This window comes from Saccharothrix carnea (assembly GCF_003014735.1).
GTDB lineage: Bacteria > Actinomycetota > Actinomycetes > Mycobacteriales > Pseudonocardiaceae > Actinosynnema > Actinosynnema carneum.
Genome location: NZ_PYAX01000008.1, coordinates 426,724 through 438,831, shown reverse-complemented (window position 1 = coordinate 438,831; position 12,108 = coordinate 426,724). Strand labels below are relative to the sequence as shown.

Here is a 12,108-nt window from a genome sequence, read left to right as displayed (position 1 = left end):
ACGGCATCTGGCCCGCCGTCCCCGAGATCCCCACCCCGCTCTCCCTGGCGGTGATCATCCTCGTGCTCGGGACGGTCACGCTGACCAGCCTGCGCTCCCGGCGTCGACCGCCGGAGGTCAGCGACGCTCGCCCGGATCCAGACGATCGAGCAGCCCCGCGGTCGTGAACGCGGCCACCAGGTCGTCCGGCCGGTGACGGCACGGTGGCGATCCCGATCACCGCTTCACGGCCGAACTCGCCGGGCAGCAGCCGGGCGCCCGAACGTTGTCCGGCACCGAGCCGAGCGTCGCTGACGCTCACCACTGGATGTCGGTCAGCGCCTCCAGCGGTGCGCGCTCGTCCACGGACTCCGGCACGACCAGGGTGTCCGCCGCCTTCAGCGCGGCCGGGAACGTGAAGCCGCACCGCTGCTCGACCTCGTCCAGCCGCACCTGGAACACGCGGAACTCGTCCAGTTCCAGCGATTCCAGCTGGTTGAGGTTCTGGGTCAGCACGAACGCCCGCGCCTTCAACGTGCCCGCCGAGGAGAACGCGATCACCTTCCAGTACTCGCGCGGCAGCGCCACGCCCCGGAACACGCGGTCGTCGGGCCGGAACACGGGACCGCCGTAGACGCTCACCTTCAGGTCGTCGACGTCCACATCGGACAGCACGGCGTCCTCCAGCCGGCCCCAGAGCCCTTGCCGCATGCTCTGGTTGAAGTCGTCCATCTGGGGCGTGATGTTGGTGAAGAAGAACGAGTCCACGTTCGCCTTCTCCGCCACCGCCTTCGGTCCCCACAGCAGGTCCGCGCGCCGCGCCACGTGACCGCGGTCGAGCCGGTTGCCCCGGTACAGCTCGTCGCCGACCTGGAACTCGGCGGGCAGCCGCGGGTCGAGCACGAACGGGATGCCGGTGCGGTTGATCGACTTCAGGTCGCCGCCGTCGATGTTCCACGCCACCCAGAACGCGAACCGCCGCGACCTGCTCTGCGCCAGCGAGAAGTGCGTGTAGTCGACCACCACCGAGCCGTTCAGCTCGACCGCGTCCGCCCGGGCCGCCTCGCCCAGCTCCGGCACGCCCACCGGCGTGCCGAGGAAGTTCTCGTCGAACCCGGCCGGCGCGGGCGCCTCGGGCCGGCGCGGCGGCTTGAGCGTGATGCCGAGCTTCTCGAACACCGAGCCGGGCAGGCAGGCCAGCGCGTGCTCGTCCGGGCTGTCACCGGCCTCGCCCGCGAAGTGCAGGCCCGCCAACGTCTTGCCGGTCTTGCCGTTGGACGCCTTGAACACCCACGCGGAACCCGAGTCGCCGCCCATGCTGATCTCGCCGTCGACGGCCGGGCGCGCCGGGTCCGGGCCGATCTCGAAGCAGCCGATCTGCCGCTGGCCGACGCCGGGGCCGTAGTCGATCTTGACGAGGGTGTCCACGCGGCGGACCACGCCGTGCGTGACGCCGGTCGTCCGGCCGCTCTTGACGACCTTGTCGCCCAGCTCCGGCTCGCCCAGCTTGTCCACGGACACGCCCAGGTCGAGGATCTCCGACTCGAACCGCCGGTCCTCGATGGTGGCGATGGCGCAGTCGCCGGCCGCGCCCAGGTGCGACCGGACGAGCCTGCCGAGCCGGTTGCGGTCGGTGCGGTTGTCGTCGTGCACGCCGGGCTGCACCACGTCCTCACCGAGGGCGCCGTTCGGGCCGTGCAGGACGTGCCAGTTGCTCAGCAGGTACGGGGTGCCGTCGACCCGGTCGTAGACGACGCAGCCGAACGTGCCCGCGGAGACCCTCACGTGGCCCACGCTCACGCCCGGCACCACGGGGTCGACGCGCGTCTTGCGCACCCCGCTGACGGTCTCCTCCACCACGTGGAAGTCGACCTTGTAGTCGCGTTGCAGCACGTCGGTCGGCACGGCGACGCCGTCCACCTCGATCGTCTCGGGCAGCAGCGCGGTGCCGAGCGCGCGCAACGCCTCGGGCTCGACCTTCTGCCGGACGGTGAACTGGATGGCGATCTCGTTCGTGGGCTTGCCGGCGGCGACCTTGTAGCCGATCCCGATCGAGGACACGTTCGGGTCGCGCAGGTAGTCGGCGCCCTTGGTGCGCACGAACCGCCTCAGCGAGGACGGCAGACCGTTCTTCTTCTTGACCATGAGCGCAAACCCCCTGTGTGCGCGCGTCGGTGGCCTTGCTGTCGCGGTCACCCGATCCGGTGTTAACCCGATCCCGACTCGTTCACCCGTTCAGCCTAGTGATCGACCACCGAATGCAGTCTTCACCCCCGAGAAGGCTGAAAGTTGACCACCGGGCGACTGATCGTTGAACTCTGATCGGACCTGTCGCGGCACGTGTGGTCGTGCTGTGGTTCAAGGACGAGCACGTTCCCCGACGAAACCCTGCCTGTTGGAGGAGCTGTGAAGATCAGACACGTCACGGTGGCGAGCGCGCTGTTAGCCGGTCTCGTCGCCGCACCCGCGCAGGCCGCCCCGGTGCGGTCGGCCCCGGTGCTGTCCGCCGAGCAAGCCGTGGCCGACAGCTACATCGTGGTGCTGAAGCGGCACGACGACCTGGCCGCCCTGGCCGCCGCGCCGAACGTCACGTTCACCTACCGGACGGCGCTGCCCGGTTTCGCGCTGCGGGCCACCGCCGCGCAGGCACGCAGGCTCGCCGCCGACCCCCGCGTCGCCTACATCGCGCAGGACGCGCACGTCCGCCTCACCGCCCGCGACCTCAGCCCACGACCTGCCCCTGCCGCGCGGGGTGTTGTCGCACAGGGCCTTGTCGTGCAGCCGGACCCGCCGTCCTGGGGGCTGGACCGGATCGACCAGCGGTCCCTGCCGCTGGACCGGAAGTACTTCCACCCCAACACCGCGTCCACCGTGCGGGCGTACATCTTCGGCACCGGCATCCGGTACACGCACCAGGAGTTCGACGGCGCGGCCGTGCCCGGCCTGGACACCATCGGCGGCGTCACCCCGCCCGGCAACGACTGCAACGGCCACGGCACGCACATGGCGGGCACGGTCGGCGGCCGGACCACCGGCGTGGCGAAGGACGTCACCCTGGTGTCCGTGCGGGTGCTGAACTGCCAGGGTTCCGGCACGTACTCGCAGATCATCGCGGGCATCGACTGGGCGACCCGGGACGCGGCGGCCAGTGGCCGTCCGGCGGTGGCGCTGATGACGCTCGGCGGTGGGCCCAACCAGGCGTTCAACGACGCCATCACCGCGTCGATCAACGCGAACGTGCACTACTCGGTGGTGTCGGGCAGCTCCAACGCCAACGCGTGCGGCTACTCCCCCGGCAGCACGCCGCTGGCCACCACCGTGGGTGCGACGGACGTCAACGACGCGAAGGCGAGCTTCTCCAACTACGGCTCGTGCATCGACGTGTGGGCGCCGGGCGTGAACATCACGTCGGCGTGGGGCACGACGGACACCGCGTACTCGACCATCAGCGGTTCCACGGCTTCCGCGCACGCGGCGGGCGTGGCGGCGCTGTGGCGGCACCGGTTCCCGGGTGACCCGGCGGTGGCGGTGGCCGAGGCGCTGCGGGCCAACGCCACCCCCGGCGTGATCACCAACCCCGGCACCGGGTCGCCGAACCTGTTGCTGTTCATGGGCATGGTCCCGGTGTAGGCCTCACCGCAGGCCACGGTCGCGGGCGTAGACGGCGGCCTGCGTGCGATCGCGCAGGCCGAGCCGTCCGAGGATGCGGGAGACGTGGTTCTTCACCGTGCCCTCGCTGACGTGCAGGCGTCCCGCGATCTCGCGGTTCGTGCGGCCATCGGCGAGCAGCCTCAGCACGTCCACTTCCCGTTCGGTGAGCCCGTCCGGCCGTGGGGTGCCCAGCGCGGACGCCAGCCGTGCCGCCGCGGCCGGGTCGAACTGGACCACACCGGAGTGCGCCAGCCGCACGGCCGCGGCCAGTTCGACGGCCGGTCGGTCCTTCAGCAGGTAGCCGCTCGCACCCGCCTTCAACGCGCGCACCACGTATTCCTCGTCGTCGAACGTGGTCAGCATGACCACCCTGGCCCTGCCGCCCCGCAGGAGCCCCAACGCCTCGATGCCGTCCACCACCGGCATCCGGACGTCCATCAGGACCACGTCCGGGTCCGCCTCCGCGACCAACGCGACCGCGTCCCGCCCGTCACCGGCCGTGCCGACCACCGTGATGCCGGGCTGGAGGTCGAGCAGGGCGGCGATGCTCTCGCGGATGAGCTGCTGGTCGTCCACGACGACGACGCGCACGTCGCTCACACCGTCCCCCTCGGCACGACCACCGTGAGCTTCGTGCCCGAGCCGCAGTCCACCTCGACCGACCCACCGGCCTGCGCGATCCGCTCCCGGACACCGCGCAACCCGAACCCTTCCCGTTCGGCGGCGAACCCCGGCCCGTCGTCGACCACGACCAACCGCGCCTCCCGGGGTCCGCAGTGCACCGTCACGGAGACGTCCGAGCCGCCGTGCCGCATCGCGTTGGTGATCCCTTCCTGCGCGGCCCGGTAGAGCGCCAGCAGGGTGCCGGTGGCGTACCGGGATTCGTCGCCCGTGCAGGCGACCGCGACCCCGAGGCCGCCCGCCAGCTGCGTCAACGACTCCCCCAACCGGAAGGGCTCGCGCAGGGCGCGGACGGACGTGCGCACGTCCTCCAACGCCCGCCGTGCCGACTCCCGCGCGTCCTCGACCGCCCGGTCCGCCACCGCCGCGTCGACCTCCCGGAACGCCGACGCCTTCTCCAGGAGGACGGAGACGGCGGTGAGGTGGTGACCGAGCCCGTCGTGGACGTCCCGCGCCACCCGGTTGCGCTCGGCGGCGGCGGACATCTCGGCCATCGCCAACGCCAGCACCAGCCCGATCCCGAACATCAGCAGGTCCGACACGTGCTCGACCGACCGCGTCCAACCGGGCACCGTCACCTGGAACGCGACCACCAGGAAGACCGCACTGGCCACCCCGACCCCGACCGCCACCACCCGCCCGAAGGCGAAGTACGCCCCGAACGGCAACAGCAAGAACAACACCCGCGCCATCCCCGACCCGTCCGCGAACGCCACCACGACCACCAGCACAGCCTGAACTGCGAGGACAACCACCGCCGGAACCCGCGCCCCCACCACGTCCACCGCGACCAGGGCCACCAACCCGAGCACAAACGCCACCCACCGCGTCTCCCCGAGCCCAGCCAACCCGGCATAACCACCAGCCACCAACACCACCCCGCACAACAGGGGCGACAACCACCGCAATCGACGCACAGGGGCAGGTTACGTGCGGACGCGCTCGGCTGCGGAGGCGGCGACCGTTGCCCACCAAGGGCAAGGGCAAAAGATCAAAAGCGTCCTCGCCGGACGGGCAGATCAGCAGGATGACCCCAACTACGCCTTGATCTCCCGACCCAGCGTGGTCCCGGGCTTCGTGTCATCCCATTGAAAAGTGAAGGACCTCGCAGCCGCACACGCCCCGGGCCCGCTCGACCCCGCGCTCGCCGGCGACCCCCGCGCCGTCCACTGGCACGTCCTTCTTCCCTAGAAGGAGGGCTTCGTGTCATCCCGCCGACCTGGCGAAGCCTTACCGCACGTGTCAAGGGGGGCGCGTCCACCTTTGCCTACAACTCCAACTTAGGGCTCGCGCCCCCCTTGACACGTGTGGTGACCCGGAGGGAGGTCGGTGGGATGACACGGAGTCCGGACCACCAACCAAACAGGACATCCAGACGGCATTTGGGGTCATCCTGCTGATCTGCCCGTCCGGCGAGGACGCTTTTGATCTTTTCAAGCTTGAGCAGCCTGCCACCTGCCACCTGCCGCCTACCACCCGACACGCGGGACACGCGGGACACGCGGGACACACGGATCGTCGGCACGTGCCAGATGGCACCCCCGATCCTGGCCGACCGGCACTCCCCCACCCCCGACCTGCGCCGATACCGTCCCCAGCATGACGTTCCTGCTGCGATTCGGCGCCTTCTGCGGCGCGCTGTCGGGCCTCCTCATCGCCCTCCCGGGAGCGATCGAGGCGTTCACCGGCGAAACGGCCGCCACCAGCCTCGTGATCGGCGTGTCACCGGCCCTCGCCGCGCCGCTGCTCACCGCCCTCTACCTGAAGCAGCCGCGCACCACCCTGGGCACCATCGGCTACGCGGTGAACTTCGTCGGGCTCGGCCTGTTCGGCGCCGCCGCCTACGCGTTGAACATCGTCCTGTTCCACCTCGGCCAACCCGAACTCGCCGCGCCGACCGTGATCGTGCTGTCCACCAGCGCCCTGGTCTTCGCCATCGGCACGGTCATCTTCGCGATCAGCATGCTCAAGGCCCGCGTCCACCCGCCCGTCCCGGTGTGGGCCTACGCCGTCGCGCTACCGGTCTTCACCTTCGCCGCACGGCTGCCCGACACGCCGCTCACCAGCGTCCTGCACGTCATCGTCGGCGGAGCGCTCGTCTGGCTCGCCCGCTCCGCCTACCCCGCCATCCGCCCCGCCACGACCAGCAGCAGCACGATCACCGCCAGCGCCGCGTAGGGCACCACCACCCGCGCCCGGCCTCGGGTACCAGCCCACGTCAGCACCACGCCCGCCGCCCACGCCAACGCCGTGCCGCCGGCCGCCACGACCATCGGCGCCCGCCCGTAAGAGCACACCCCCGACACCGAGTACTCACAACTGCCTGTCGGGGTGAACGCCATCAACCCGTACACCAGGGCGATCGGCGCGAAGACGCACAGCAGCACCGTGCCCAGCACGGCGAGACCTTTCATGGACCCGCACGGTAGCAGCAGCACCGTGCGGGTCCACAAAGGACTCCTAGACCTCAGTGAACCGCTACGGCGTCCAGGGCGCGGTCACGGCCCAGCTCACGTCCGCGTCGTACGACGTCGGGTTGTCGTACGGGTGGGCGCCGCCGTTCACCGCGACCCACACCTCCTCCGCGTAGTGCCGGACGCTCGCACCCAGCTCGTTCACCGACGTCAACCGCACACCGCCGACACCCGGCTGGGCGCAGAACGTGGCGTCCCGGCGGAACAGGTCGGTGCCGTCGGACGCCGCCAGCCGCACCCGGAACTGCGCGTGCCGCAGGTACTGGCCCGGGAGGTTGCGCGACTCGAACGAGTAGCACGACGGCTCGGACAGACCGCGCCGCACGATGAACGTCGCGTCGGCCTTCAGCAGGGCCGTGCTCCCCGAGGTGACCACGTCCGTCCGCGCCAGCGCGTCCTGGTGCCGCAGGTACCGGTCGGTGAACCCGGCCGTGGTCACCCGGAACGACCGCGCCTGGTCCAGCGGCAGGTCCGCGCCGCTGCGCCAGAGCGGCACGACCGCCGCCCACGTCGTGTCCGCCGCGAAGCCCGTCGCGCTGTCCCACGGGTTCGCCCCGCCCGACCGCGCCAGGTACACGCCTTCCTGGTAGTGCCGCACGAAGTGGCCGGGCAGGTTGCGCGACTCCAGCACCGTCCCGCCCGCGCCCGGACGAGCGCAGAACGTGGCGTCCCCGGCGAACCCGGCCGACCCGTCGTTGGCGTCCGACCGCACCCTCGACGCCGAGTGCCGCAGGAACCGCCCCGGGAAGTTCCTCGACTCGAACGACAGGCACGCCGCGTCCGACAGCCCCGGCCGCGCCCAGAACGTCGCGTCCAACCGGCCGAGGTCGTCGGTGATCACGTCCGTGCGCGCGAGCCCGTCCTGGTGCCGCAGGTGCCGATCCGTGTAGCCGGCCGTCGTCACCCGCAACGAGATCGCCTCGCCGCGCCCCACCTCGGTGCCCGCCGCGAGGGCCAGCACGCGCCGGTTGACCTCCCGCACCCGCGCCTCGGACACCTTCAGCACCTGGCGGTCGTAGGTGTAGAAGCCGTTGACCTCGTTCTCCACGTCGTACGGCTCGGTGTAGACCGAGGCCGACAGCCCGCGCGTGTGCACGAACCGGCCGACCTCCTTGGTGATCTCGACGTACCTGCCCGTCAGCGACGTCTCGTCCGGGTACAGCTCGCCGTACGCGAACCCGGCGCCCGGCTGCCACTCGTGGCCGACGATCCGCCGGCCCAGCCCGCCGAACTCGCCGAGCACCGCGATCCGGTTGGCGTCGGGAAGCCGGGTGGCGCTGGACATCTGGTAGGCGTGGTCGTCGATGATGTCGCCGTTGCCCGGGTCGGGGTCGGAGACGCAGCAGTTCGAGCCCGAGTTGTGGTTGATCAGCCGGGTGTTGTCGATCGACCGGACCAGGTTCACGATCCGCCCGGCGTCGTACTCGCCCCAGCCCTCGTTGAACGGCACCCACTGCACGATCGACGTGATGCCCTTGAGCTGGTCGACCATCCGCCGCAGTTCGGACTCGAAGTGCGCGCGCCCGTTGGGCACGTCGTCGACCGCGTCCAGCGACGGCATGTCCTGCCACACCATCAGCCCGAGCCGGTCGGCGTGGTAGTACCAGCGGGCGGGCTCGACCTTGATGTGCTTGCGCACCATGTTGAAGCCCAGCGCCTTCTGCCGTTCCAGGTCGAACCGCAGGGCGGCGTCGGTGGGCGCGGTGTAGATGCCGTCCGGCCAGTAGCCCTGGTCCAGGGTGCCGAGCTGGAACACGAACCTGCCGTTGAGCAGCGGGCGCATCACGCCGCCGACCATCGCCTTGCCCAGCGACCTCATGCCGAAGTAGCCGGTGACGACGTCGCTGCCCAGGGTGACCCGCAGGTCGTAGAGGAACGGGTCGTCGGGCGACCACAGCCGGGCGTTGGGCACCGGGACGCGCAGGTGCCCGCCGACCGTGCCGGTGGCCGTGCCGACGACCTGGCCGCCGCTGAGCACCTCGGCGCGCACCGGTTGACCCGCCGTGCCCTGCACGACCAGGTCGAGCACGCCCGCGGCGACGTCCGGGGTGGTGTCCAGGCGGGTGATGTGGTTGGCCGCGACCGGCTCCAGCCAGACCGTCTGCCAGATACCGGAGGCCGCGGTGTAGAAGATGCCGCTCGGGCTGCGGCGCTGTTTGCCGATCGGGTACGAGCTGCCGTCCACAGTGGACCGCACGCCGACGATCACCTCGTTCGCGCCGGCGCGGAGGGCGTTGGTGATGTCGAACGAGAACGCGTCGAACCCGCCGGTGTGGGTGCCGACGCTGACGCCGTTGACCCAGACGCGGGTCTCCCAGGTGACCGCGCCGAAGTTCAGCTTCACCCGGCGGCCGCTCCAGCCGGCCGGTGTGGTGAACGTGCGGCGGTAGAACATGTGGTCCTCGTGCCGCTTGATGCCCGACAGCGCGGACTCGATCGGGTAAGGCACCAGGACGCCTTCGGCGAGCGTGCGGCCGAACGGGGGCGAGGACAGGTTCGGCGCGCCGGCGAACTCCCACACGCCGTTGAGGTTCAGCCAGTCCGACCGGACCAGCTGCGGGCGCGGGTATTCGGGCAACGCGTTGGTCGGCGACACCTGGGCGGTCCACGGTGTGGTCAGGGGTGCCGGTTTGGGCTGCCAGACGGCCGCGGCGGCGGTGCCGGGCAGCGCGACGAGGAGGGTGCTGAGGACCAGCAGTCCGGTCAGGCCGGACAACAGCTTGCGCATGGGTGGCTCCACGATCGGCAGGGTGCTGGTGACGTGGTGCGGGTGGTTGCTCGGTGCTCGTGCTCGGTGCTCACACGAACGGGTGCTCGTGACCTGGGTCACTTGAAGTTCCTACATCGTTGATACAACGTTGTAAAGCGGCCGACCGGCCGGCTACGATCCCGGTCGTTCCCGAGAATCGACCCGGCAACCCCGAACCACAGCGCACCGGAGGCACCGCTTGGCCACGCTCAAGGACGTCGCCGCGCTGGCCGGCGTGTCGGTGAAGACGGTGTCGAACGTGGTCAACGGCTACGCGTTCGTGAAACCGGAGAACCGCCGCCGGGTCGAGGAAGCGCTGTCCGCCACGGGCTACCGGCCCAACCTGGGCGCCCGCAACCTGCGCCGCGGCCGGACCGGTTTCGTCGCCCTCGTGCTGCCGGAGCTGGTCGTGCCGTACTTCGCGGAGCTGGCCGGGCTGGTGCTCGGCGCGGCCCAGGAGCACGAGTGGAACGTGCTGATCGAGCAGACCCTCGGCACCCGGGAGGGTGAACGGGACACGCTGGCCTCCCTCGGCCCGCACATGATCGACGGCGCGATCGTGAGCCCGGAGGCGCTCCAGGCGCGCGACTTCGGCGAGCTGGCGCCCGGCATCCCGGTGGTGATGCTCGGCGAGCACTCGGTCGACCTGCCGATCGACCACGTCGGCATCGACAACGTGGAGGCGGCACGCGTCGCCGTGGCGCACCTGGTCGGCCTGGGCCGCACCCGCATCGCGGCGATCGGCGCGCACCCCCACCGCGGCACGGCGGCGCAACGCCTGGAGGGCTACCGGCTGGCGCTGGCCGAGGCGGGCCTGCCGGTGCGCGACGAGCTGGTCGCGACCGCGTTGAACTACCACCGCCGGGACGGCGCGGAGGCGATGGCCCGCCTGCTGACCGCGGCCGAGCCGCCGGACGCGGTGTTCTGCTTCAACGACCTGCTGGCAGTCGGCGCGGTGCGCGCTGCCGCTGAGCGTGGTGTGCGGGTGCCGTCCGACCTGGCGGTCGTGGGGTTCGACAACACCGAGGAAGGCGCGTACAGCCTGCCGTCGCTGACGACCGTCGCGCCGGACAAGGCCGCGATCGCGCGGGCGGCGGTGGACCTGCTGCGGCGGCGCGTGGACGACCCCGAGCGGGCTCCGGAGCACGTGCGGACGCCGTTCTCGTTGGAGGTCCGGGAGAGCACGAGGGGTGGCGCATGACGCGGGACGGGGTCTTCGAGGCGCCGGGGCGGATCAACCTGATCGGCGAGCACACCGACTACAACGACGGTTTCGTGCTGCCGATCGCGTTGCCGCACGTCGTGCGGATCACCGCGGCGCGGCGGGACGACGGCGTGCTGCGGCTGTCCTCGCGCCAGGCGTCGGGCGTGACCGAGATCCGGGTGGTCGACCTCGTGCCGGGTGCGGTCACCGGGTGGGCGGCTTATGTGGCGGGTGTGGTGTGGGCGTTGCGCGAGGAGGGGCACCCGATCGGCGGGTTCGGCCTGCTCGTGGACGGTCGGGTGCCGTTGGGTGCCGGGTTGTCGTCGTCGGCGGCGTTGGAGAGCGCGACCGCGTTGGCGGTGACCGAGCTGTCCGGTGTGTCGCTGGACCGGCTGGAGCTGGCACGGATCGCGCAGCGGGCGGAGAACGAGTTCGTCGGCATGCCGTGCGGGATCATGGACCAGTCGGCGTCGCTGCTGGCGCGGGAGCGGCACGCGTTGTTGCTCGACACGCGGTCGATGGCGACCGAGCACATCCCGTTCGACCTGGCCCCGGCCGGGCTCACGCTGCTGGTCGTGGACACGCGGGCGCCGCACCGGCTGGTGGACGGCGAGTACGCGGCGCGGCGGCGGGACTGCCACCGTGCGGCGGAGCTGCTGGGCGTGCCCGCGCTGCGCGACCTCGACCGCGCCGACCACGACCTGCCGGACCGGCTCGCCCACCGGGTGCGGCACGTGGTGACGGAGAACCAGCGGGTGGTGCGGGTCGCCGAGCTGCTGCGCGCCGGTCGGATCCGCGAGATCGGGCCGCTGTTGACCGAGTCGCACGTGTCGTTGCGGGACGACTACGAGGTGACCGTGCCGGAGCTGGACGTGGCGGTGGAGGCGTTGCTGGGGGCGGGTGCGTCGGGTGCCCGGATGACCGGCGGCGGTTTCGGCGGGTGCGTGATCGCGCTGATGGAGGAGACGGCCGTGGAGGCGTGCACGAAGGCGGTGCTGGCGGAGTTCGCCGAGCACGGCTTCGCCCAACCTGAGTGCTGGCCCGCGACGGCAGCGGCCGGAGCCCGACGAGCCGACCACACCTGACCGGGGACTGGCCGCGGGAACCGCACCGCTGCACCGCACGGGGTTCAGCAGCGCCGGCCGGCATTCGGTCCACCCACTCATGACGATTCCCGATGGGTAGGGCTCACCACCATTCGCAAGGTTCCTAGGTAACCAATACACCGGCTAGTTGGACAGGCATTCACCTGCAGTGTCGTGGTCCGGCGCGCCGGTCGCCGCAACGACGACGCTTCGGCCGCTCCACCGGACGTACACGTCGGGGATGGCCATTGATCACCTTCGGCGTGTACGCAGTACCGGAACGCG

General features: G+C 71.2%; 9 protein-coding genes. 4 read left to right on the top strand and 5 right to left on the bottom strand.

Features of this window, described 5'->3' with window-relative positions; translation table 11 throughout:
• Window positions 1-297: 297 nt before the first annotated feature.
• Window positions 298-2,124 carry a DNA/RNA non-specific endonuclease gene (locus B0I31_RS25565; RefSeq protein WP_106617895.1) on the bottom strand — a complete coding sequence of 609 codons (1,827 nt, stop codon included), beginning with the start codon at window positions 2,122-2,124 and terminating at the stop codon, window positions 298-300.
• 261 nt (window positions 2,125-2,385) lie between these two features.
• Between B0I31_RS25565 and B0I31_RS25560 the strand changes: the two genes are divergently transcribed.
• A complete protein-coding gene (locus B0I31_RS25560) occupies window positions 2,386-3,609 on the top strand; it encodes a S8 family peptidase (RefSeq protein ID WP_219910778.1) in 1,224 nt (407 codons plus the stop codon).
• Between the two features lie 3 nt (window positions 3,610-3,612).
• Here the strand turns inward: B0I31_RS25560 and B0I31_RS25555 are convergent, their stop codons facing one another.
• A complete protein-coding gene (locus B0I31_RS25555; protein WP_106617893.1) occupies window positions 3,613-4,230 on the bottom strand; it encodes a response regulator in 618 nt (205 codons plus the stop codon).
• Window positions 4,227-5,132: a sensor histidine kinase gene (locus B0I31_RS25550; RefSeq protein ID WP_245950363.1), complete on the bottom strand. Its 906-nt coding sequence runs from the start codon at window positions 5,130-5,132 to the stop codon at window positions 4,227-4,229. The genes B0I31_RS25555 and B0I31_RS25550 overlap by 4 nt, the downstream gene beginning before the upstream one ends.
• 778 nt (window positions 5,133-5,910) lie before the next feature.
• Here B0I31_RS25550 and B0I31_RS25545 point away from each other — a divergent pair.
• Complete coding sequence (locus tag B0I31_RS25545; protein WP_106617891.1) at window positions 5,911-6,489, top strand: hypothetical protein; 579 nt, start codon at window positions 5,911-5,913, stop codon at window positions 6,487-6,489.
• Here the strand turns inward: B0I31_RS25545 and B0I31_RS25540 are convergent.
• Both B0I31_RS25540 and B0I31_RS25535 read right to left on the bottom strand, forming a co-directional pair.
• Complete coding sequence (locus B0I31_RS25540; RefSeq protein ID WP_146173931.1) at window positions 6,429-6,725, bottom strand: hypothetical protein; 297 nt, start codon at window positions 6,723-6,725, stop codon at window positions 6,429-6,431. The two genes, B0I31_RS25545 and B0I31_RS25540, sit on opposite strands and share 61 nt — an antisense overlap.
• A 64-nt stretch (window positions 6,726-6,789) precedes the next feature.
• Window positions 6,790-9,513 carry an AbfB domain-containing protein gene (locus B0I31_RS25535; protein ID WP_106617954.1) on the bottom strand — a complete coding sequence of 908 codons (2,724 nt, stop codon included), beginning with the start codon at window positions 9,511-9,513 and terminating at the stop codon, window positions 6,790-6,792.
• Between the two features lie 220 nt (window positions 9,514-9,733).
• Here B0I31_RS25535 and B0I31_RS25530 point away from each other — a divergent pair, with 220 nt between their 5' ends.
• Both B0I31_RS25530 and galK read left to right on the top strand, forming a co-directional pair.
• A complete protein-coding gene (locus B0I31_RS25530; RefSeq protein ID WP_106617889.1) occupies window positions 9,734-10,735 on the top strand; it encodes a LacI family DNA-binding transcriptional regulator in 1,002 nt (333 codons plus the stop codon).
• Window positions 10,732-11,823, top strand: a complete 1,092-nt coding sequence (gene galK, locus B0I31_RS25525; protein WP_106617888.1) for a galactokinase — start codon at window positions 10,732-10,734, stop codon at window positions 11,821-11,823. The genes B0I31_RS25530 and galK overlap by 4 nt, the downstream gene beginning before the upstream one ends.
• Window positions 11,824-12,108: the final 285 nt, after the last annotated feature.